The following is a 21,357-nucleotide window of genomic DNA, read 5'->3' as shown; positions in this document are numbered from 1 at the left end:
GACGTGTTCTCTACAGCAGAGGGTCGGACGAGCGCCGTGACGGCGGTGGGAGCCTCGGCGGTAGCGGCCGGCGGGACCGTCTCGGCCTGCTCGTCGACCTCGGCCTGCGGGTCGACGTCATCACGCTGGCGGTCTCGGTGACATCGTCGACGAGGTTGTCGCGGGCGGCCGGCGCTTCGGTGGTGCCGCGTGCGTCCGTCTCCTCCTGGTGGGCGGAGTCGACCGGTTCTCTGTCGCTGTCGGTCACATCGCCGCGTGAGGATGCAGCGTTCTCGTCCCCGGCTTCCGGCGTGGGCGCACCGTCGGACTCCTCACCGAGGTCCCTGTCCGAGACGAGATCGTCGGATTCTGCATCCGGTGAATCCGAAGCGTCGAGCGGGTCGTCGATGTTCGACCCGCCCGGCTGTGTGGAGGAATCGGCGACGTCGGCCTGGCCCGGCTTCGAGGAGCTGGCCGCACTGCCTGTGCCGCCGACGTTGGTGCTCGATTCTCCGGCGGTGCCGTCCTCACCGGAATCGGCGGCGGCGACCGCCGGTCCCGCCAGCCCGATTCCGAGGGCCACAGCTAATGCACCTACACGGCCGACAAATCTCCCGTAGCCCATCAGCAACCCTCTCAGTCGAATGCGGGACCTCCCACAGACACAGCTGTGGCAAAACTCATCGCCATCCCCGAACGAGATATTGACGACTTCGAAAGGCATAGAACACCACTGTTCATGAATCGTCAAGCAATGCTGCCGGCCTCTGAAGAGATAGCTGATCATTGGACAGTTTTCTAGACAAGCAAACTTATTATCCAGCGCGCATGCGGAATATCGGCGTGTAAAGCAGCTTTACAAGGAGCCTTCTCTCGGGCAGCGAACTTCATTGCCGGCAATCACCGGTATCAAGGGCTTCGCTTCGGCGCGTGGACAGTGCCGGCTCGCCCGCCGTCCTCCCATCGACGCGGGCGCGTCGATTTCAGCGAATGTCATCGCCATGGAAGGTCACTCTGATTCGCATGGCGACCTCGCCGACGGAGCTCCAAGCAAATCCCGGGATCCCGCAGGTCAGGACTCAGGGCCAGAATCAGCAAATCTGGTTGACACAGGTTGGGCCGTTGGGTGCCCTCAGGCGGTTTCAGGGTCGCCGTGCCGGTTCCGGCGCGCCACGTAGTGAGCCGGGCCGAAACAGGTAGTCCACCACTGGCCACGCATCCGCCGTCTCGCCGCAGACTCGCTCCATCGCTACCGGACGGCCGGAGGGGAAACGATCTTGACCATCCACGACATCGCACCGGAGAACATCCTCGAACCCGATCTGCCCACCATCGCCTACGAGCATGCCGCCGGCCCGACCGAGGCGCATCGGCTCATCGCCACCGCCCGGGCCCGGGGGCCGCTCGCGATGGGGCCGCACGGCCCCGAAGCGCTGACGTACGAGGCGGTACGCATCGTGTTGCGCGACGACCGCTTCCGGATACCCGAAGGAGTCGCGCTCGCCGCGCAGGGTGTCACCTCCGGCGAACTGTGGGACATCGTCGTCAAGGGACTGCTGAGCCTCAACGGTGAGGAGCACCACCGCCAACGGCGGCTGGTGGCCAAGGCTTTCACGCCGCGTGCGGCGGGGCGCCTGCGGAACACCTGCTCGGAGATCATCGCCGGCCTGGTCTCGGGCGTCGAGCGGCGCGGACGGTGCGACGCGGTGGCCGATATCGCCAGGCACTACCCGATCCCGGTCATCTGTGAGCTGCTGGGCACCCGGCGTCAGGACTGGAATCTGTTGTCCGCCTGGGCTGATGACATCTTCAAGGTCTTCGACTGGAACGTGGTGGAAGACGGACCCGTGATCGTGCGGGCCTGGCGGGCGCTGGAGGCCCACCTGGAGGACATGGTCGACGGCCGCCGCGAGTCTCTGACCGACGACCTGCTCTCGGACATGATGCGTGCCGAGGTCGACGGCGACCGCCTGTCCCATGACGAACTGCTCACCCTCGCGGCGACGCTGCTGATGGCGGGCACCGACACCACTCGCAACCAGCTCGCCGCCGCGCTGGAGGTGTTCTGCGACCATCCCGAGCAGTGGGCGATGCTCGCTGCACATCCCGAGCTGGCACCGGCGGCCGTCGAGGAGGTGATGCGGTACTCCCCCGTCATCTTCACCACGGTGCGGGTCGCCGTCGAGGATGTCGAGCTCGCCGGATACACCGTGCCTGCAGGCACTCTGGTGATCGCCAACACCGCCTCGGCGAACCGTGACGCCGCCGTCTACCCCGACCCCGACCGGTTCGACATCACCCGCCGTGACGCTTGCCCAATGTTGACCTTCGGCGGCGGCGTGCACTACTGCCTCGGCGCGCATCTGGCCCGCATCGAACTCGCCGAGGCGCTGACCACCATGGCACGGCGGATGCCGGGCATCCGCAGGGACGGACCGTGCGCGTGGAAGACCCTCACCGGGATCAGCGGGCCCGCGTCGTTACCGATCGCCTTCGGTGACCGCTAACCTGGACAGCGTCTGCCAATTGCGCGGTGAGGGAGGGTCAACCGCGAGATGCGCCGGTCCGGCCGAGATAATGGCCGGCGTGGCATCGAGAGTTCTGTTTCTGGTCAACGAGCACATGGCTACCGAGGCCCTGCTGGGAGACGCGTTCGCCGAGGAGGGCTTCGACGTCGACACGTTCGAGGTGGTGCCCGCCGACCGTGTCGACGATCCCGCCGGCGAGGTGAACTTCCCGGACCCGACCGGCTACGACGTGATCGTTCCGCTGGGTGCGTCCTGGCCCGTCTACGACGAGGCACTGCGCCGCACCTGGGTAGGCACCGAGATGCAACTGCTCCGTGACGCGGCAGAGGCCGGGATCGCGCTGCTGGGCGTGTGCTTCGGTGGCCAACTGCTGGCTCAGGCGTTCGGCGGATCGGTGACACGCGCGCCGCGCCCGGAGATCGGCTGGTACGACGTGCTCAGCGAACGGCCCGACGTGGTGCCCGGTGGACCCTGGTTCCAGTGGCATTTCGACCGCTGGACCCTGCCTCCCGGTGCGACCGAGATCGCGCGGACCCCCAACTCGTCGCAGGCGTTCGTGAGGGGACGCACCCTTGCGCTGCAGTTCCATCCGGAGGTCGATGCCGACCTGATCAAGACCTGGCTGGCCGCCGACCGCGACGGCGACGTGATCGCCGCCGGCTTGGATCACGACGAATTACTCAACCGCACAAGCTATCTCGCCGAAGACACCCGGACGCGGATCCAAACGCTGGTGCGCGGCTTCCTCACCCACGTGGCGGGTCAGCCCCTGCCGAGTTGATGAGCCAGGGCGTCCGCGACGTCGGGGTGCCGGAACCGGTGCCCGGCAGCCAGCAGCTTCGACGGCACCACCCGCTGGCTGGCCTCGGCCAGCTCACGCGCGCCCTGCTCGCCGAGCAGGACCCGCGGTCCCAGCGCCGGGACCGGAAGCAGCGCGGGCCGGTGCAGCACCCGGGCCAGCTCCCTGGTGTAGTCGGCGTTACGGACTGGCTCCGGGCCCACGGCGTTCACCGGCCCGCTGAGCCCGTCGTCGTAGAGCACCCGGTGGTACACGTCGACGAGGTCGTCGAGACCGATCCAGGACAACCACTGCCTGCCGCTGCCCAGCCGCCCGCCCAGACCGGCCGCGAACAGCGGCCGGAGCAGTCGCAGCGTCCCTCCCGCGGCCGCCTGCACGATGCCGGTACGCACCGTCGCCACCCGTAACCCCGCGTCGGAGGCGGGCGCCGTCGCCGCCTCCCAGTCGGTGACCACGTCGGCCAGGAAACCGTCGCCGCGGCTGCTGTCCTCGGTCAGCAGGGTGTCGCCCCGGTCGAAACCGTAGATCCCGATCGCCGAGGCGCTGATGAACGTGCGGGGCCCGTTGGGCGCCGACGCCGCGGACGCGGCGAGCAACCTCGTCGGCTCGATCCGGCTGTCGCGGATCGCGGCGCGGTGCGCATCGGTGAATCGACCCGCGATGGACGCCCCGGCGAGGTGCACGACCGCGTCGACGCCGGTGAGCAGATCGGCCGCAGGGTTCCGCGGATCCCAGTGCCGCTCGTCCCCGCCGCGCGCCGGCGTCCGCACCAACCGGATCACCCGGTGACCGCCGGTGCTCAGGAACGCCGACAGCGCCGAGCCGACCAGCCCCGACGCTCCAGAGATCGCCACCACCAGCGGCGCGGCGCCGGCGATCGCCGCCCTGCGGTGCGCGGCCAGGTCGTCGGTGAGCTGGCGCTGCCGGTATACGAACGTCGACCGCAACGCCGCGGCGGGTATCGGGGCCTCGACGCGATCGCGCACCCGGGTTCCGCTGCCGGCGTCGCTGAAGGTGTGGGTGTGCCGCCATCCGCCGAGCACCCGGGGCGGCCACGACGCCGGTCCCTGTGACGAGAGCTCATCGGCGAACTGAGCACCCGCCACGAACGCCGACGGATCGTGGCGCGCCACCCAGCGCAGCCCGCCCGGCAGACCGAGCACCGCCACCCCATCGGCGAGCGACGACGCCTCCGAGATCACCGTCATCGGCTGCCACGGCGGCACCAGCCGGCGCATCGCGCCCGGGCGGGTGTGCCACTGCCAGACCTCGTCGCGGGGGTGGTCGACGATGCAGTCGTACTCGATGCCCATGGCGCTCCCGGGGGTAGGGGTTGTCGGTAGGCATTCGGTGCCGGCGCCGGTCCGGATTGCCCGGTACCGGACGAGGGTATTCCCGCGGCGGGACGGTGCCATGGCCGACAGGAAACGGACTTTCCGAGACCGCCGAGAAGCGGGTCGGCTACTGGCGCGCGACCTGTGCCGGTACCGGGGCCGGCCCGATGTGCTCGTACTCGGCCTGGCCCGAGGCGGGGTCCCGGTCGGCCGCGAGGTCGCCGACGCCCTGTCCGCGCCGCTGGACGTGTGCCTGGTCCGCAAACTCAGCGTGCCGCAGTGGCCCGAGCTCGCGATGGGCGCGCTGACCAGCGGCGACGGGATCGTGCTGAACGAGAATCTCGTCCGCGACCTGGGCGTGGCAGAGAGCGCGCTCAAGGCGGCCATCGAGCGTGAGACCGCCGAACTGCACCGGCGCGAAGAGGTCTATCGCGGTGATCGTGGACCCCTGGTGCTGTCGGGCAGCGCGGTGATCCTCGTCGACGACGGCATCGCCACCGGCGCCAGCATGATCGCGGCCGTGCGAGCCGTGCGGCGGGCCGGGGCCAAAGAAGTGATCGTCGGGGTCCCGGTCGGGCCGGCGTCGGTGTGCCGCCGGTTACGCGAGGAGGCCGACGAGGTGGTGTGCTCGACGATGCCCGCCGATTTCCACGCCGTCGGACAGGTTTACGCGGACTTTCATCAGGTCAGCGATGACGAGGTTCGGGAACTGCTGACCGCGTGAAGTCGCCGCTCACTGCCTCGGGGACTCGTCGTCGGAGTCCACCGCAGCCGGCTCGACAGGTTCGTGATCCACCGGTTCGCGCTCCACGTCGACCGCGAGCGTGTCGTCGGTCGGCGCCTCGTCGTAGTCCTGCGCCAGCGGCGCCTCGTCGGGATAGTCCTCGACGTACTCGGTCTCCGGTTCATCGGAATCCATTGCCGCAGGGGCGGTTTCATCGGACTTGCGGTTAGAGCGATCGCGCAGCGCGTCGACGATCAACAGGATGACGCCGACGGCGCTCGCCGCGATGCAGACCCAGGCGATGAGCTCGTTGCTGGTGACGACCGCCATCACCAACGCCGCCAGACCGACGACGGCGAGCACGAGCGCGACGATCAACATGAGCCATACCTGAGTGAGAGGGGCACGTGACTAGTTGGCGCCCCGGTTGAACTGGTTGAAGCCACCGTCGTTGCCGGCACCGGAGTCGACCGGAGCGGCCGAGCCGCGCTGGCCGAGTTCCTCGAGCTGGGACTCCAGGTAGGTCTTGAGGCGGGTGCGGTATTCGCGCTCGAAGGTGCGCAGCTGTTCCAGTCGGCCTTCGAGCACCGTGCGCTGCTGGTTAATCGTGCCCATGATCTCGGAGTGCTTGCGCTCGGCGTCGGCCTGCAGGGCGTCGGCCTTCTCCTGGGCCTGGCGCAGCTGAGCCTCGGACCGGCTCTGCGCGTCGGCGAGCATCGCGTCGGCGCGCTGGCGCGCCTCGGTCACCGTGGTCTCGGCGGTCTGCCGCGCCTCGGTGACCATCGCATCGGCCTGAGCGCGGGCATCGGAGAGCATCTTCTCCGACTCGGCCTTGGCGCTGTTGGTCAGGCGGTCCGCGGTGTCCTGAGCCAGGCTGAGAACCTTGGCGGCGCGCAGATGCTGATCCTCGGGAACCGGCGCGGCGGCCTGTGCGGGCGCCGCCTCGTAGGTGGTCTCGGGAGCCGGTGCGGTTTCGGGCTCGGCCTCGTAGACTGGCAGCGTCTGCGTCGGCTGGGCAGCTCCTTCGCCGGCGCGCGCCGAAGCGAGCTCCTGCTCCAGCTCGGCGACCCGCTGACGACAGTCGCTGTTCTCTTCGATGAGGCGGGACAGCTCGTTTTCGACGAGGTCGAGGAACGCATCAACCTCATCCTCGTTGTAGCCGCGCTTGCCAATGGGTGGCTTGCTGAACGCCACGTTGTGCACGTCGGCAGGAGTGAGCGGCATTGTCTGCCCCCTTGAAGTCTGGACCGTCAATTGATCTCGAAGTGTAAAGCCTTGCTGCAACGTAACTGGCGTCCATCCTGTCACACCAGACCCGGCGGTTGCAGGCGAGGTCGATAATTAAACCGATATTCCACCCCCTGCGGGCACGCCGAAGACCCGGCGCGGCCGGTCCGCCGGCTGCAAACCTGAGTTCAGGCCGCCGCCCCGAAGGCGAGCTGCATGCCGATGAACGCAACGAGCAGCAGCACCATGATCGACAGATCGAACCGCACCGCACCGATCGTGAGCTGCGGTATCAGCCGTCGCAGCAGCTTCACGGGCGGATCGGTGAGCGTCATGATGATCTCCAGAATGACCACCGTCGCCCCACGCGGATGCCAATCACGGCTGAAGGAGCGGATGAACTCGACCACGACCCGGGCAATCAGCAGGAGCCAGAACACGAACAGCGCGAAACCCAGGATTTCGAAGAAGAGCGCCAACGAAGCCGACCTCACTCAGGCAGATGTGTGACCTTGACTACAGACTGCGACGCAGCCTGAGTCGCCTCGAGCCGACAACGCCCGCGCGACGCCGCCAGCCTACCCGGGTTGACGGGCAGGGCTACTGGTAGGCGTAGAAGCCGGCCTCGGCGATGCGCCGCCGCTGTTCGGCGGTGACGTCGACATCGGCGGGCGAGAGCAGGAACACCTTGGTGGCAACCTTGTCGAACGAGCCGCGCAGCGCGAAGGCCAGGCCCGCCGCGAAGTCCACCAGCCGCTTGGCGTCGGCGTTGTCCATCGAGACCAGGTCCATGATCACCGGGGTGCCGTCGCGGAAGCGCTCACCGATGGTGCGTGCCTCGCTGTAGTCCTTCGGCCGAAGCGTGGTGATCTTGGCCAGCGGGCTGCCGGCTTCGAACAGCTCGGCCATTCCGCGCGGGTCCATCGCCAGAGCACCGCGGGTCGAACCCCGCATGCCGCCGAAACGCGGTGGGGTGCGGTCGAATTCGCGCGGACCGCGCATCCGGGCGTCGAACCGGGCATCGTCGAAACCGCCGCGGTAGGCGGCCGGCTCATCGTATTCGCGGCGGCGGTCGTCGGCCGGGCTGTCATATCCGCGGGCGTAGCCCTCGTCCTCGAAGCGATCCTCGCGGGGACGGCGGTAACCGCGCACGGGGGCGCGGTCGTCGTCCTCGTAATAGTCGTCCTCATAGTCGTCCATCGGCGCCATACCGAAGTAGGCCTTGACTTTGTGCAGTGTGCTCATTGTGAGGACCCTTCGTGCGGAGAAGACTCAGGAAAGTGCGGCAAGTTTGGTGTCTGTGATGACTGTGTGACTCGTGTGACTACTGCCGGTGACGTTAGCGGGCGCGATCCCAGTAGCGCGGTACCGACACGCACACAAGTGGATCCGTGTCGGATTGCCGCCTCCAGGTCACCGGACATTCCGGCGGAGAGCCCGAGGCGCTGCCGATAACCGGCCTGTATCCGGTCGCGTTCTCGTTCCAACCGCGCGAACGCCTCGCCGGCGTCGGCGTTCAGCGGCGGGATGGCCATCAGCCCGACGAACTCCAACCCGCCTGCCCCGTCGATGGCGGCGCAGAGCTCGTCGATGCGGTCCGAGGCTGCGACGTCGACTCCGCCCCTGGATTCGTCCCCGTCGAGGCTGACCTGCAGATAGACCCGCAACGGCGCGGTCCGACCGCCCTCGTCAAGCGCTTCTGCGGCTGCCCGGTCCAGGGCCGCGATCACCTTGGCGCTGTCGACCGAGTGCGCCGCATACGCCCACCGCGCGACCGAGCGCGCCTTGTTTCGCTGGATCCGTCCGATCATGTGCCACTGGACCGGCGCGCCGCCGACGAGCGTGTCGACCTCGGCGAGTTTCGCGGCCGCTTCCTGGTCGCGGGATTCGCCGAACGCCGGGCAACCCAGCCGGTACAGCGCCGCGACGTCGGCAGCAGGGAAGAACTTCGTGACCGGGAGCAGTTCGATGTCGTCGGCGTCGCGACCGGCGGCCTCGGCGGCGCGCGCGACGCGCTCCCGCAACCCGTCCAGTGCCCGGCCAAGCTCGGCTTCGCGTGTCACGACGTCGGCTCCAGCCAGATCACCGATGCCATGCGCCCCGTCGGGGCATCGCGGCGGTGACTGAACAGATTCGGATCGTCGACCGTGCAGCGCGGATCGACATCGACCGACCGCACCCCGAGCGAGTGCAGCTGAGTCACGAGGCCCGCGCGCAGATCGAGCCCGGGCGTGCCGCGGGACGTGCTCGTTCGGCTGCCCGGCAACGCCCGCTCGACCTCGGCGGCCATCGCTTCGGGCACCTCGTAGTTACGGCCACTGACCGCGGGTCCGAGCAGCACCGACACGTCCTCGACGTGCGCTCCGGCGTCGGTCATCACCTTCAGCGTCCGCGCGACGATGCCCGCGGCGGCGCCGACCCGTCCGGCATGCACCGCCGCGACGACGCCGGCGCGTGCGTCGGCCATCAGCACCGGCACACAGTCAGCGGTCACCACGGCCAGCGCCAGTCCCGGGGTGGTGGTCACCAGACCGTCGGTGGCGTCAAGCGTCTCCTCGCCGCGGTCGACGACCGCGACGTTGGCGCTGTGCACCTGGTTCATCCAGACGATGCCGCCCTCCAACCCGAGCGTCGCGGCGAGCCGGCGCCGGTTGGCGGCAACCGCCTCCGGGTCGTCACCGACATGATCCCCGAGGTTGAAGGACGCGAACGGCGGTTTGGACACACCACCCGCCCGGGTGGTGGTCACGCGCCTGACCGTGAAGACCACGGACTGCGGGCCGGTCAGTGGCGCATGAACGGCGGCACGTCGACGTCGTCGTCCGAGATGCCGTCATCGCCGCCGCCGATCCGCACCGTCGCACCGTTGGTGTGCCCGGCCGGCACGCTCGCCGGATCGGACGGCTCGAAGATCGACGAGTTCACCCGTCCCGCCTTGCCCGGGGCGATCGGCTGGGCCGGCGCGGCCGCCGGGACCGCCTCGCCGGTGACCGGCACACGGCCCGGACCCGCCGCGTCGAAGCCGGCCGCGATGACCGTGACCCGGACCTCGTCGCCGAGCGAGTCGTCGATGACGGTGCCGAAGATGATGTTGGCGTCGGGGTGCGCGGCGTCTTGAACCAGCGAGGCGGCCTCATTGATCTCGAACAGGCCGAGGTCGCTGCCGCCCGCGACCGACAGCAGCACGCCCTGAGCGCCCTCCATCGAGGCCTCCAGCAGCGGCGAGTTGATCGCGATCTCGGCGGCCTTGAGCGCACGGCCGTCACCACGCGCCGAACCGATGCCCATCAGCGCGGTGCCCGCGGAGCTCATCACGCCCTTGACGTCGGCGAAGTCCACGTTGATCAGACCCGGGGTGGTGATCAGGTCAGTGATGCCCTGCACGCCGTTGAGCAGCACCTCGTCGGCGCTGCGGAACGCGTCCATCAGCGACACCGCGGCGTCGCCCATCTGCAGCAGCCGGTCGTTCGGGATGACGATCAGCGTGTCGCAGCTCTCGCGCAGGGCCTGGATGCCGTTCTCGGCCTGGTTGCTGCGCCGCTTGCCCTCGAACGAGAACGGCCGGGTCACCACGCCGACGGTCAACGCACCGAGCTTGCGCGCGATCGACGCCACGACGGGAGCGCCGCCGGTGCCGGTGCCGCCGCCCTCACCGGCGGTGACGAACACCATGTCGGCGCCGCGCAGCAGTTCCTCGATGTCGTCCTTGGCGTCCTCGGCGGCCTTGCGGCCGACCTCCGGGTCCGCACCCGCGCCGAGACCGCGGGTCGAATCGCGGCCGACGTCGAGTTTGACGTCGGCATCGCTCATCAACAGCGCCTGCGCGTCGGTGTTGATCGCGATGAACTCGACGCCCTTGAGACCCTGTTCGATCATCCGGTTGACGGCGTTGACGCCACCGCCGCCGATGCCGACCACCTTGATCACAGCGAGGTAGTTATGCGGGGGGGTCATGGAGTGCCCTTCCTGCCTGGTTGCCTGTCTGGAAACGGATAACCGCTGGAGCAAACCCTCAACCTCAACCAGAGGCTTAGAGTTATGTCAAGTTGTTCCGCGCAACCAGAACGTTAGGGGTGGTCACCGCGCTCACCGGTCAGGCGCGCCGAAACGACACGACAAAAATCCATGATTGCGGCGGTCGTCACTATTTGACGGTGGGCAGGTCCGGGCTGGACACGTCGTAGACCTGGCCGGGCTGGGTCAGCAGCGCCGCCAGCTTGAGCGCCTTCTCGTCGGTGCGGTCGGTGGTCCCCCACACCACGGTGCGCCCGTCGACCAGGGTCAGCGTGATCGCCGCGACCGACGGTGCCGAGACGCGCCCGATCTGACTCGCCACGTCGGGGCGCAGCGAGGTCATCACCTCGAGCGCGGCCCGGGTGGCCGGATCGTTCGGACCGGGGTTTTCGGTGTCCAGATACGGGATGCCCGGCGGCGGCGGGGCCACGGCGAAGTCGACGCCGTCCTTGTCGAACAGGTGCACCCCGTCCGGATAATCCTTGAGCACCACCGGCACCCGCTCGACGAGGGTGACCCGCAACGTGGACGGATACTGCCGCTGCACCCGTGCCGACGCGACCCGCCGGATGCCGGCCACCCGCTCGGCCACAGCGTCGGTGTCGACCTGTAGCAGCGGCGTGCCGGGCGCCACCGCCGCGGCGGCGACGACCTCGTCCTGGGTGACCGCGCCGACCCCGACCACCACGATGGTGCGCACCGACATGATCGGCGTGAAGTACAGCAGCAGGCCCAGGCCGACCACGAGCACCGCGATCAGCGCAGTCCACATCAACACCTTCAGCCCCCGTACCGTGGCGCGGCCGAGTGTCCTGGTCTCCGGCGTCGGGGGGCCCAGGGCGCGCCGCTTGGCCTCCCTGCGGGCCTGCTCGATCGCGGTCGCCCTGGCCTGGGCGGCCCGGCGTTCCTCGCGTTCGCGCCGGGCCCGCCGCCGTGGACCCTCGAAATCCTCTGCGTCGTCCAGGGATTCGGTGGGAGGGTCGTTCTGCGGCGTCGCGGCGGCGTCCTCGGTCGGCTCGGTCATGCCCTGGCGTCCACCTCGGCCAGGATCTCGCGTCCCAGCAGTGTGACGTCCCCGGCGCCCATCGTCACGACGACGTCGCCGGGCCTGACCGCGGCGGCCACCCGCGCGGCGACCGCCGAGAAGTCCGGGATGTAGGTGACCGGCGCGGAGACCGCGTCGGCCACGGTGGCTCCGCTGACCCCGGCCAGCGGTTGCTCCCTGGCGGCGTACACGTCGAGTACGACGACGTGGTCGGCGGCGCTCAGCGCCGCGCCGAACTCCGCGGCGAAAGTCTCGGTGCGCGAGTACAGGTGGGGCTGGAACACCACGATGGCTCGGCCCCGGCCCGCCTGTTCGACGACGGCGCGCAGGGCGGTCAGCGTGGCCCGGACCTCGGTCGGGTGGTGGGCGTAGTCGTCGAAGACACGGACGCCGTTCGCCGTGCCGACCAACTCGAGACGGCGGCGCACACCCTCGAAGCCGGCCAGCCCGTCGAGTACGGCGTCCACGTCGGCACCGGCCTGCCGTGCGGCCAGCAGCGCCCCGAGCGCGTTGAGCGCCATGTGCCTGCCGGGCACTGACAACCGCATCGAACGCGGCCGGCTCTCGTCGGCCAGCCGGATCTCGGCGACCGCGCCGGTGCCCTGCTGGGCCCAGTTCACCAGCGTCGCGTCCAGGCCGGGAGTGCTGCCGTAGCGCAATACCTGCACGCCCGTCCCCGACGCCCGGTCCCCCAGCGCCCGGGCTCCCGGGTCGTCGGCGCAGATCACCAGCGTCCCACCGGCATTGATGCGTTCGACGAACTGGTCGAACACCGCGGTATAGGCCTGCGCACTGCCGAAGAAGTCGAGATGGTCGGCTTCGATGTTGGTGACCACCACGATGTCCGGGCTGTACTCCAGCAGCGATCCGTCGCTCTCGTCGGCTTCGGCCACGAACGTGGGTCCGCTGCCGTGGTGGGCATTGGTGCCGGCCTCGCCGAGGTCACCACCGACGGCGAAGGACGGATCGAAACCGCAGTGCTGCAACGCCACGATGAGCATCGAGGTGGTGGTGGTCTTGCCGTGGGTCCCGGTCACCATCAGGGTGGTGTGCCCGGCCATCAACCTGGCGAGCACGGCGGGACGCAGGATGACCGGGATGCCGCGCCGGTGGGCCTCGACGAGTTCGGGATTGGTCTTCGGGATCGCGGCGTGCGTGGTGACCACCGCGGTGGGTCCACCGGGCAGAATGTCCAGCGCGGACGGGTCGTGCCCGATGCGGATCTGGGCGCCTCGCGCGCGCAGCGCGATCACCCCGCGGGAGTCCTTGGCGTCCGATCCCGACACCATCCCGCCGCGGTCGAGCAGGATGCGCGCGATACCCGACATGCCGGCCCCGCCGATGCCCACCATGTGCACCCGCTGCAGTTCGGCGGGCAGTCCGCCCGGGTGACCGTGCGTGCTCATCACCGGGTCTGCCTCTGCCGGGCGCCGCGCGCCACCTCCAGCGCGATCTCGGCGACCCGCCGGGCCGCGTCCCGGTGGCCGGCCAGCGCGGCGGCCGCCGTCATCGCGGCCAGTGTGTCCGGATCGTTGAGCAGGCCGGGCACCGTCCCGGCGACGAATTCCGGTGTCAGCGAACGGTCGTCGACGACCATGCCGCCGCCGGCCTCGACCACCGGCAACGCGTTCAGCCGCTGCTCGCCGTTGCCGATCGGCAGCGGCACATAGATCGCGGGCAGTCCGACGGCGGTGACCTCGGCGACGGTCATCGCGCCCGACCGGCACACCGCGAGATCGGCCGCCGCGTAGGCGAGATCCATCCGGTCCAGGTACGGCACCGCGACATACGGCGGGGCCCCCGGCTTCGGCGCCGGCAGGTCGATCGTGTTCTTCGGCCCGTGCGCATGCAGTACCGAGATGCCTTGTTCGGCAAGGATTTCCGCGGCGCCCGAGACGGCCCGGTTGAGCGACTGCGCTCCCTGGGAACCGCCGAACACCAGCAGCACCCGGGCGTCGTCGGCGAATCCGAAATGGGCCCGCGCCTGCGCCCGCAGCGCCATCCTGTCCAGCGAGGTGATGGCCTCCCGCACCGGCACCCCGACCACCTCGACGCGCGGCAGCCCGGGATCGGCTACGGCCGCGAGCACCCGCTGCGCCGACCGGGAGCCCAGCTTGTTGGCCCAGCCTGCGCTGGCGTTGGCCTCGTGCACGACAACAGGGACACGCCGGCCCGGTATCAGGGTGCGCGCGGCCAGATAGGCGGGGACCGCGACGTACCCGCCGAACCCGATCACGACGTCGGCGCCGACCTCGTCGAACACCGCCCGGGTCTGGCGCACCGCGCGCCGTATCCGCAACGGCAACCGGAGCAGATCCACCGACGGCTTACGCGGCAACGGCACCGGGGTGATCAGCTCCAGGTGATATCCGCGTTCCGGCACGAGCCGGGTCTCCAGGCCCCGCTGCGTGCCGAGTGCGGTGATCCGCACGCGCGGATCCAGTGCGGTCAGAGCGTCGGCGACCGCCAGCGCGGGTTCGATGTGACCCGCCGTGCCGCCGCCGGCGAGAATGACCGAAATCCCCCGGTCGCTGCGCCCCTGCCCCGCCGGGACCGAGATCCTCCTCACCCGTAACGCTGACCTTCCAGTGTGCGGGCCCGCCGGCCCTGATTTCGCCGGCTCTCACCGTAGCCGCCGGACGGCCGGCCCGACCGCACCGGGTGCCCGCCGTCGGCACGCCGCGACCGGCGCTGCGGCCGCTCGGGGGCCTTCGGCGCCTCGGCCCGGGGCCGCCTGCGCAGCCGGTCGCGCAGCGCCTCGGTGCGCGTCGGCACATACGGTGCCGGCAGCGGCAGCCGCAGCAGCCGGTTGACCCTGTCGTCGCGGCCCGCGCGCAGCGCCGCGACCGCCTCGGGTTCGTGCCGGGCGGCGTTGGCCATGATCCCGATCATCAGCAGCGTGGTGGCAGTAGATGTGCCGCCGGCCGAGATGAGCGGCAGCTGCAGGCCGGTCACCGGCAGCAGACCCACCACGTATCCGACGTTGATGAACACCTGCGACAGGATCCACAGCGTGGCCGTGGCGGTGAGCAGCCGCAGGAACGGGTCGGCGGAGCGACGCGCGATCCGCATGCCGGTATAGGCGAACAACCCGAACAGCAGCAGCAGGCCGACGGCGCCGACGAAGCCGAGCTCCTCGCCGATGATCGCGAAGATGAAGTCGTTGTGGGCGTTGGGCAGGTAGTTCCACTTGGCGGTGCCCTGGCCGAGGCCGTCGCCGAACACGCCGCCGTTGGCCAAGGCGAACCGGGCTTGACGGGCCTGATAGCCGGATCCCTGGGCGTCGGCGGAGGGGTCCAGCCACGACTGCACGCGCGCCGACCGGTAGCCCGCCGACATCGCGAGCACCGCACCGGAGACCAGCACCGCGCCCAGCGAGCTCAGAAACACCCGCAGCGGCAGGCCCGCGTACCAGAGCAGGCCGAGCAGGATCACACCCATCGACAGCGTCTGCCCGAGGTCGGGCTGCGCGACGATCAGCGCCAGCGCGATCACCGCCGCCGGGACCAGTGGGACAAGCATCTCGCGCAGCGACGCATGCTCCATGCGCCGTGCGGCCAGCAGGTGCGCACCCCAGATCGCCAACGCGATCTTGGCCAGCTCCGACGGCTGCATGGAGAACCCGGCCACCACGAACCAGCCGCGAGAACCGTTGGCCACCTTGCCGATACCAGGGATCAGCACGAGGACCAACAGCACGACGGAGACTGCGAAGCCCGCGAAGGCGAACCGCCGCATCACCGCGACCGGCATCCGGAGCGCGACGTAGAACGCGAGCAGCCCGATCGCCGTCCACAGCAGCTGTTTGCCGAACACCGCCCAGGGCGAGCCCTCGAAATCGTAGGAGTACACGCCTGACGCCGACAGCACCATCGTCAGACCCATGGTGATGAGCAGCGCGGTGACCGCGACGATGAGGTGGAACGACGTCATCGGCCGTCCGAGCCAGGCCCCGACGCGGGTGCGTGGGATCGGCAGGGCGGCCTCGGCTGCCGACGTGCCTCCGGTGACCGCCTGCGGGTCGGCGGCCGGGTGCGCGCGACGGTGGCGCAGCCGGTCGAGGATGCTGCTCACGTGCGCCCGTTACCGGGTCGCTGAGCGGACCGCGGCGGCGAACGCGTCGCCGCGGTGGCCGTAGCCGGTGAACTGGTCGAACGATGCTCCCGCCGGCGCGAGCAGCACCGTGTCGCCGGGCCTGGCCAGGCTCCGCGCGGCGTCGACCACGGCCGCCATCAGCGCGTCGGCCGGCGATTGCTCCGCGCCCGGGGCCACTCGAGTCACACGAGTAACACCCGCCTCATCTTTCTCAAGCATCACAGAATCCTCCCCCGTCACAACCTCGACCACGGGGACATCCGGTGCGTGTCGCGATAACGCGTCGCCGACGACGGCGCGGTCCTGCCCGATCAGCACGACACCGGCCAGCCGATCGACGGTCGCGGCCACCAGTTCGTCGACGGACGCACCCTTGAGCAGGCCGCCGGCCACCCACACCACCCGCGGGAACGCGGTGATCGAGGCCTGTGCGGCGTGCGGATTGGTGGCTTTGGAGTCATCGACGTAGGTGATGCCGTCGGCGACGCCGACGACCTCGGCGCGGTGCCTACCCACCCGGAACGACGCCAGTGCCGCGGCGATCGCGGCGGCCGGGACATCGACCGCCCTGGCCAGAGCAGCCGCGCCGAGCGCGTCGAGCACTCCGACCGGGGCGGCGACCGGAATCGTGCCGACATCGGCGAGCGCCACGGCGTCGCCGAAGGCGTTGTCGACCAGCATGCCGTCACGGACCCCGAGCTCCCCCGGACCGGGCTCCCCCAGCCGGAACCCGGCCTTCACCGGCGCCGGCGCGTCGGCCAGCAGGCCCGCGGCGACCGCGTCGTCGAGGCCTGCCACGGCCACCCGGCCGGTGAGCGCACGAGCCTTGTCCGCCGCATAGGCGGCCATCGAGCCGTGCCAGTCCAGGTGATCCTCGGCGACGTTGAGCACCACGCCGGCCTCGGGCCGCAGGGACGGGGCCCAGTGCAGCTGGAAACTGGACAGCTCGATGGCCAGCACATCGGCAGGCCGGTCCAGTTGCGAGAGCACCGGGTCGCCGATGTTGCCGCACAGCACCGCCCGCCGGCCCGCGGCCTCGAGCATTTCGTGCAGCATCGAGGTCGTCGTGGTCTTGCCGTTGGTGCCGGTCACCACCAGCCACTGTCTCGGCGGCCCGAACCGGCCGGACCGGTCCAGCCGCCAGGCCAGCTCGACGTCTCCCCACACCGGCACGCCCCCGGCGGCCGCGGCGACGGGAATCGGCGCGGTCGGCGGAATGCCGGGGCTGACGACAACGAGGTCGAAGTCAGCGATCCGGTCGACCGCATTGGCCGGGTCGAGCACCTCGACGCCACGCTGCGCGGACGCGGTCAGCGCGTTCGGGCTGTCGTCGGTGAGTGTCGCGCGGGCCCCGAGAGGCGTCAGTGCGGCCAGCACCGCACGTCCGGTGATCCCGGCTCCGACGACCAGTACGGCCGCTCCGGGTGAGATCGGCTGCATGTCAGGCTCCGACGGTGGTCAGCCACTCGCTGTAGAACAGCGCCACGCCCAGCCCGCAGGCGATGGCGGTGAGCAGCCAGAACCGGATGATCACGGTGGTCTCGGCCCAGCCCACCAACTCGAAGTGGTGGTGGAACGGCGCCATCCGGAACACCCGGCGCCCCGTCGTGCGGAACGCGAGGATCTGCACGACCACCGAGGTCACCTCGGCGACGAACAGCGCACCCAGCACCACGGCCAGCATCTCGGTGCGGCTGGTCACCGACAGGCCCGCGATGATGCCGCCGAGCGCCAGAGAGCCGGTGTCCCCCATGAAGATCTTCGCCGGCGCTGCGTTCCACCACAGAAATCCGATGCAGGCGCCGGCGGTGGCGGCCGCGATGATCGCGAGGTCCAGCGGATCGCGCACGTTGTAGCACCCGACGCCGGGGCTGGTGGCGCACGCGTTGCGGAACTGCCAGAACGTGATGAGCACGTAGGCCGCGCACACCATCGCCATCGCGCCGGCGGCCAGACCGTCGAGGCCGTCGGTGAAGTTGACCGCGTTGGACCAGGCGCTGACCACGACGACGCAGAACAGCACGAACACCGCGGGCGCGAGCGTCACGGTGGCGATCTCGCGGACGTAGGACAGTTCGGCGCTGCCCGGGGTCAGCCCGTCGGCATTGCGGAACTGCAGCGCGAGCACGCCGAACAGCACGGCGGCGACGAGGATGCCCACGGTCTTGGCGGTCTTGTTCAGCCCCAGGTTGCGGGCGCGCCGCAGTTTGATCAGATCGTCGAGGAAGCCGACGACACCCAGCGCGGTGGCCAGCCCGAGGACCAGCAGGCCCGACGCCGACGGGCCCTTGCCGTCCATGACCACTCCGACCAGGTGGGTGCCCAGGTAGCTCGCCCACATGCCGGCCAGGATCGCGACGCCGCCCATCGACGGGGTGCCGCGCTTTTTGTGGTGGCTGGGCGGGCCGTCCTCGCGGATCTCGTGGCCGAATCCCTGCCGGGTGAACAGCCGGATCAGCACCGGGGTCAGCAGGATCGACACCGCCAGCGCGATCGCGACGGAGATGAGTATCTGTCTCATCGATCACCATCGCGGGCGATGTCGGCGGCCAGCGCGTCGGCCAGCCCACCCAGGCCGGCGGAGTTGGACGCCTTCACCAGCACGACGTCGCCGGGCCGCAGCTCGGCCCGCAGCAGCTCCAGCGCGGCGTCGGTGTCGGGCACCGGGGTCGCCTCGGAGCCCCACGATCCCTCCATGACCGCCCCGTGCAGCATGGCGCGCATAGGCCTCCCGGATCCGACGACGATGAGTCGAGAGACATCTAAGCGCACCGCCAGCCGGCCGATGCGGTCATGCTCGGTAATCGAGTCGTCACCGAGCTCGGCCATCTCGCCGAGCACCGCCCAGCTGCGGCCTTCGTCGCCCCGGCTCATCCATGCCAGAGCTTTGAGCCCGGCGCTCATCGATTCCGGGTTGGCGTTGTAGGCATCGTTGATGATCGTGACGCCGTCGGCGCGGGTGCTCACCTGCATCCGGTGCCGGGACACGGGCCCGGCCGCGGCGAGCGCCTCGGCCACCTGGTCGAGCGTCGCGCCGCACTCGAGCGCGACCGCGGCCGCGCACAGCGCGTTGGACACCTGGTGGTCGCCGTGCACCGCGAGGGTGACGGGCACCTGTTTGCCGCCGGCGTGCAGGGTGAAGCTGGGACGGGCCAGCGGGTCGAGGGTGACACCGTCGGCGCGCAGATCGAGCGCGTCGGCGCCGCGGCCCACCCGCACCACGCGCGCGGCGGTCTTGTCCGCCATCGCGGCCACGAGAGGATCGTCGGCGTTCAGGATCACCACACCGGACTTCGGAACAGATTGCGGTAGTTCGGATTTCGTCGCCGCGATGATCTCACGCGAACCGAACTCGCCCAGATGGGCGGTGCCGACGTTGAGCACCGCGGCGATCGACGGCCGCGCGATGCGGGCCAGCGCGGCGATGTTGCCCGGGTGGCGCGCCGACATCTCCAGCACCAGGAAATCGGTCGAGCGGCCGGCTCGCAGCACCGTCCACGGGTGTCCGAGTTCGTTGTTGAACGAGCCGGGCGGGGCGACCACCTCACCCAGTCCAGACAGCACCGCGGCGATCAGGTCTTTGGTCGAGGTCTTCCCCGACGAGCCGGTGATGCCGATGATCTTCAGCCCGCCTGCGACCAGCTCGGCCGCGACGGCGGCGGCCAGCCGGGCCAGCGCGGCCAGCACCGCGGCCCCGGAGCCGTCGACGTCGTGCTCGAGCACGCCGGCGGTGCCGCCGGCCGCGGGATCCGGGCGCACCGGGTCGACCACGATCGCGGGCACGCCGACGGGGCGTGCCGCCAGCACCGCGACGGCACCGGCGGCGATCGCGTCGGCGGCGAAGTCGTGGCCGTCGGTGCGGGCTCCCGGCAGTGCCAGGAACAGGCCGCCCGGTGTCACGGCGCGGGAATCGAACTCGACGGTGCCGGTGACGGTGGTCGCCGCGGCGTCCTCGGCGGAGACGTCGGCCAGGCGGCCGCCCACGATCTCGGCGATCCGGGCCACAGAGAGCTCTATCACCGCTGCACCTCCTGCGTGCCCAACGCCTGCAGCGCCGCCGCAAGCTCGTCACGGTCGTCGAACGGCCGCGTGTGCCCGCCGCTGGTCTGCCCGGCCTCATGCCCCTTACCGGCGATCAGCACGACGTCGCCGGGCCGGGCCCACGCCACCGCGTGGTCGATCGCGGCCCGCCGGTCGCCGATCTCGACCACCTCGGCGCGCAGACCCGACGCGCCGGACATGATCGCCGCCCGGATCGCAGCGGGGTCCTCGTCCCGGGGGTTGTCGTCGGTGACGACCACCAGGTCGGCGATCTCGGCGGCCACCCGTCCCATCGGCTCGCGTTTGCCCGCGTCACGGTTGCCGCCGGCGCCGAACACCACTGCGAGCCGACCCTCGCTCTGGTCACGCAGCGTACGCAGTACCGCTTGCAGCGCCCCCGGCTTGTGGGCGTAGTCCACGAGCGCCAGGAACTGCTGGCCACGGTGCACCGACTCCAGCCGGCCGGGCACGGTCGCGTCGCGCAGCCCCGGGGAGGCCTGATCGGGTGACACGCCGACGGCGTCGAGGAGCGCCACGGCCAGCAGGCAGTTGGCCACGTTGTAACGGCCCGGCAGCCCGATCTCCAGACCGTGGTGCACCCCCGCGGGGTCGACGGCGACGAAATCCTGCACCCCGCCCGCGGCCGCCCGGAGCTGCTCGACGCTCCAGTCCGCGGCGCCGGTAGTGCTGACGGTGACCGGCCGGTGCGCGCGCGCGGCCATCGCCGCGCCCCACTCGTCGTCGATGCAGATCACCGACTGCGCGGCGTGCGTCGGCGACGCCGGGTCGAACAGCCGCGCCTTGGCCTCGAAGTAGTCCTCCATCGTCGGATGGAAGTCCAGGTGGTCGCGGGACAGGTTGGTGAACCCGCCGACGGCGAAGGACACACCGTCGACCCGGCCGAGGCTCAGCGCGTGACTGGATACCTCCATCACCACCGTGTCCACCCCGCGTTCGAGCATGGTGGCCAGCAGCGCCTGCAGGTCCGGGGCCTCCGGCGTGGTCAGGCTGCCGGGCTGGTGGTGCCCGTCGACGCGCACCCCGACGGTGCCGATCAGGCCGGCGACGCGGCCCGCCGCACGCAGACCCGCCTCGACCAGATACGTGGTGGTGGTCTTGCCCGAGGTCCCGGTGACGCCGATGACCCGCAGTTTCTCCGAGGGACGGCCGTACACGGCCGACGCGAGTTCGCCGAGAACGGTCCGGGGCTGCGGATGCACCAGAACCGGGACGTCGAGCGCGCCACCTGAGCCACCGCCGACGGCGATCTCGTCGAGACCTGCGGCGTCGGTGAGCACGGCGACCGCGCCCCGATTCACGGCGTCGGCGGCGTAGCGGCCGCCGTGCGCGCGGGCGCCGGGCAGCGCGGCGAACAGATCACCGCGCCGCGCGTCCTGTCCCCGCAACGTCACACCGGTGACCGGGGTCTCGGGTACCGCAGACGCTCCGGCGGGAAGCCGCACCTGTAGTCCGGCGACCGAATCGGCCAGCACGCCGAAGGCGAGGCCGGCGGGATGACTGGGGCGCAGATTCATGGCCATGACACAGTACCGATCTCGCCGGGCGGCATC

At 70.5% G+C, this 21,357-nt stretch carries 20 protein-coding genes; 3 read left to right on the top strand and 17 right to left on the bottom strand.

The genetic code is table 11. The features are described from left to right. Window positions 1–10: 10 nt before the first annotated feature. Window positions 11–562: a hypothetical protein gene (locus ACTWP6_RS05490; protein WP_443187064.1), complete on the bottom strand. Its 552-nt coding sequence runs from the start codon at window positions 560–562 to the stop codon at window positions 11–13. Window positions 563–1,256: 694 nt separating this feature from the next. Here ACTWP6_RS05490 and ACTWP6_RS05485 point away from each other — a divergent pair. Both ACTWP6_RS05485 and ACTWP6_RS05480 read left to right on the top strand, forming a co-directional pair. Further along, a complete protein-coding gene (locus tag ACTWP6_RS05485) occupies window positions 1,257–2,486 on the top strand; it encodes a cytochrome P450 (protein WP_260753452.1) in 1,230 nt (409 codons plus the stop codon). 70 nt (window positions 2,487–2,556) lie between these two features. Continuing rightward, window positions 2,557–3,288 carry a type 1 glutamine amidotransferase gene (locus ACTWP6_RS05480; RefSeq protein ID WP_443187063.1) on the top strand — a complete coding sequence of 244 codons (732 nt, stop codon included), beginning with the start codon at window positions 2,557–2,559 and terminating at the stop codon, window positions 3,286–3,288. Here ACTWP6_RS05480 and ACTWP6_RS05475 read toward each other — a convergent pair. Continuing rightward, on the bottom strand, window positions 3,270–4,619 hold the full coding sequence (locus ACTWP6_RS05475) for a TIGR01777 family oxidoreductase (RefSeq protein WP_260753455.1): 1,350 nt from the start codon (window positions 4,617–4,619) through the stop codon (window positions 3,270–3,272). The genes ACTWP6_RS05480 and ACTWP6_RS05475 overlap by 19 nt on opposite strands. A 100-nt stretch (window positions 4,620–4,719) precedes the next feature. On the opposite strand from ACTWP6_RS05475, the gene ACTWP6_RS05470 reads away from it, so the two are divergent. Further along, window positions 4,720–5,364, top strand: a complete 645-nt coding sequence (locus tag ACTWP6_RS05470; RefSeq protein WP_260753456.1) for a phosphoribosyltransferase — start codon at window positions 4,720–4,722, stop codon at window positions 5,362–5,364. Window positions 5,365–5,373: 9 nt separating this feature from the next. On the opposite strand, the gene ACTWP6_RS05465 is transcribed toward ACTWP6_RS05470, so the two are convergent. From ACTWP6_RS05465 to ACTWP6_RS05395, 15 genes are all read right to left on the bottom strand, one after another. Next, entirely contained in the window at window positions 5,374–5,745 is a 372-nt protein-coding gene (locus tag ACTWP6_RS05465) for a phage holin family protein (protein ID WP_260753458.1), read from the bottom strand. Window positions 5,746–5,775: 30 nt separating this feature from the next. Beyond that, the gene (gene wag31, locus ACTWP6_RS05460; protein ID WP_260753459.1) at window positions 5,776–6,588 is read right to left on the bottom strand and encodes a DivIVA-like cell division protein Wag31; all 813 of its coding nucleotides are present in this window, start codon (window positions 6,586–6,588) and stop codon (window positions 5,776–5,778) included. Between the two features lie 191 nt (window positions 6,589–6,779). Further along, the gene (locus ACTWP6_RS05455) at window positions 6,780–7,070 is read right to left on the bottom strand and encodes a YggT family protein (protein WP_067958009.1); all 291 of its coding nucleotides are present in this window, start codon (window positions 7,068–7,070) and stop codon (window positions 6,780–6,782) included. Between the two features lie 121 nt (window positions 7,071–7,191). Then, entirely contained in the window at window positions 7,192–7,836 is a 645-nt protein-coding gene (locus ACTWP6_RS05450; RefSeq protein WP_260753461.1) for a cell division protein SepF, read from the bottom strand. Then, a complete protein-coding gene (locus ACTWP6_RS05445; protein ID WP_443187062.1) occupies window positions 7,833–8,654 on the bottom strand; it encodes a YggS family pyridoxal phosphate-dependent enzyme in 822 nt (273 codons plus the stop codon). The genes ACTWP6_RS05450 and ACTWP6_RS05445 overlap by 4 nt, the downstream gene beginning before the upstream one ends. After that, window positions 8,651–9,361 carry a peptidoglycan editing factor PgeF gene (gene pgeF / locus ACTWP6_RS05440; RefSeq protein WP_443187061.1) on the bottom strand — a complete coding sequence of 237 codons (711 nt, stop codon included), beginning with the start codon at window positions 9,359–9,361 and terminating at the stop codon, window positions 8,651–8,653. The genes ACTWP6_RS05445 and pgeF overlap by 4 nt, the downstream gene beginning before the upstream one ends. 14 nt (window positions 9,362–9,375) lie before the next feature. Further along, window positions 9,376–10,545, bottom strand: a complete 1,170-nt coding sequence (ftsZ, locus tag ACTWP6_RS05435) for a cell division protein FtsZ (protein ID WP_260753466.1) — start codon at window positions 10,543–10,545, stop codon at window positions 9,376–9,378. A 190-nt stretch (window positions 10,546–10,735) separates the two neighbouring features. Next, on the bottom strand, window positions 10,736–11,629 hold the full coding sequence (locus ACTWP6_RS05430) for a cell division protein FtsQ/DivIB (protein WP_260753468.1): 894 nt from the start codon (window positions 11,627–11,629) through the stop codon (window positions 10,736–10,738). Beyond that, window positions 11,626–13,056: a UDP-N-acetylmuramate--L-alanine ligase gene (murC, locus tag ACTWP6_RS05425; RefSeq protein WP_443187060.1), complete on the bottom strand. Its 1,431-nt coding sequence runs from the start codon at window positions 13,054–13,056 to the stop codon at window positions 11,626–11,628. Before murC ends, ACTWP6_RS05430 begins: the two co-directional genes overlap by 4 nt. Next, entirely contained in the window at window positions 13,056–14,219 is a 1,164-nt protein-coding gene (gene murG / locus ACTWP6_RS05420; protein ID WP_443187059.1) for an undecaprenyldiphospho-muramoylpentapeptide beta-N-acetylglucosaminyltransferase, read from the bottom strand. Before murG ends, murC begins: the two co-directional genes overlap by 1 nt. Then, entirely contained in the window at window positions 14,216–15,724 is a 1,509-nt protein-coding gene (gene ftsW / locus ACTWP6_RS05415) for a putative lipid II flippase FtsW (protein WP_443187058.1), read from the bottom strand. Before ftsW ends, murG begins: the two co-directional genes overlap by 4 nt. Before the next feature lie 9 nt (window positions 15,725–15,733). Further along, window positions 15,734–17,185: a UDP-N-acetylmuramoyl-L-alanine--D-glutamate ligase gene (gene murD, locus ACTWP6_RS05410; protein ID WP_443187057.1), complete on the bottom strand. Its 1,452-nt coding sequence runs from the start codon at window positions 17,183–17,185 to the stop codon at window positions 15,734–15,736. 1 nt (window position 17,186) lies between these two features. Then, window positions 17,187–18,266: a phospho-N-acetylmuramoyl-pentapeptide-transferase gene (mraY, locus tag ACTWP6_RS05405; RefSeq protein ID WP_260753494.1), complete on the bottom strand. Its 1,080-nt coding sequence runs from the start codon at window positions 18,264–18,266 to the stop codon at window positions 17,187–17,189. Then, the gene (locus ACTWP6_RS05400; protein ID WP_443187056.1) at window positions 18,263–19,765 is read right to left on the bottom strand and encodes a UDP-N-acetylmuramoyl-tripeptide--D-alanyl-D-alanine ligase; all 1,503 of its coding nucleotides are present in this window, start codon (window positions 19,763–19,765) and stop codon (window positions 18,263–18,265) included. Before ACTWP6_RS05400 ends, mraY begins: the two co-directional genes overlap by 4 nt. Continuing rightward, a complete protein-coding gene (locus tag ACTWP6_RS05395; RefSeq protein ID WP_443187055.1) occupies window positions 19,762–21,321 on the bottom strand; it encodes a UDP-N-acetylmuramoyl-L-alanyl-D-glutamate--2,6-diaminopimelate ligase in 1,560 nt (519 codons plus the stop codon). Before ACTWP6_RS05395 ends, ACTWP6_RS05400 begins: the two co-directional genes overlap by 4 nt. Window positions 21,322–21,357: the final 36 nt, after the last annotated feature.

The organism is Mycobacterium sp. 4D054 (assembly GCF_052245755.1).
Lineage (GTDB): Bacteria > Actinomycetota > Actinomycetes > Mycobacteriales > Mycobacteriaceae > Mycobacterium.
The sequence above is the reverse complement of the archived record's forward strand: the minus strand, read 5'-3'. Positions and strand labels throughout refer to the sequence as shown.

Excerpts from the sequence above, each read along its gene's own strand:
- wag31 (WP_260753459.1), bottom strand. The coding sequence starts at position 6,588 with ATGCCGCTCACTCCTGCCGACGTGCACAACGTGGCGTTCAGCAAGCCA.
- murC (WP_443187060.1), bottom strand. The coding sequence starts at position 13,056 with ATGAGCACGCACGGTCACCCGGGCGGACTGCCCGCCGAACTGCAGCGG.
- ACTWP6_RS05395 (WP_443187055.1), bottom strand. The coding sequence starts at position 21,321 with ATGAATCTGCGCCCCAGTCATCCCGCCGGCCTCGCCTTCGGCGTGCTG.
- murD (WP_443187057.1), bottom strand. The coding sequence starts at position 17,185 with ATGCAGCCGATCTCACCCGGAGCGGCCGTACTGGTCGTCGGAGCCGGG.
- ftsZ (WP_260753466.1), bottom strand. The coding sequence starts at position 10,545 with ATGACCCCCCCGCATAACTACCTCGCTGTGATCAAGGTGGTCGGCATC.
- mraY (WP_260753494.1), bottom strand. The coding sequence starts at position 18,266 with ATGAGACAGATACTCATCTCCGTCGCGATCGCGCTGGCGGTGTCGATC.
- ACTWP6_RS05470 (WP_260753456.1), top strand. The coding sequence starts at position 4,720 with ATGGCCGACAGGAAACGGACTTTCCGAGACCGCCGAGAAGCGGGTCGG.
- ACTWP6_RS05480 (WP_443187063.1), top strand. The coding sequence starts at position 2,557 with ATGGCCGGCGTGGCATCGAGAGTTCTGTTTCTGGTCAACGAGCACATG.
- ACTWP6_RS05450 (WP_260753461.1), bottom strand. The coding sequence starts at position 7,836 with ATGAGCACACTGCACAAAGTCAAGGCCTACTTCGGTATGGCGCCGATG.
- ACTWP6_RS05475 (WP_260753455.1), bottom strand. The coding sequence starts at position 4,619 with ATGGGCATCGAGTACGACTGCATCGTCGACCACCCCCGCGACGAGGTC.
- ACTWP6_RS05430 (WP_260753468.1), bottom strand. The coding sequence starts at position 11,629 with ATGACCGAGCCGACCGAGGACGCCGCCGCGACGCCGCAGAACGACCCT.
- ACTWP6_RS05465 (WP_260753458.1), bottom strand. The coding sequence starts at position 5,745 with ATGTTGATCGTCGCGCTCGTGCTCGCCGTCGTCGGTCTGGCGGCGTTG.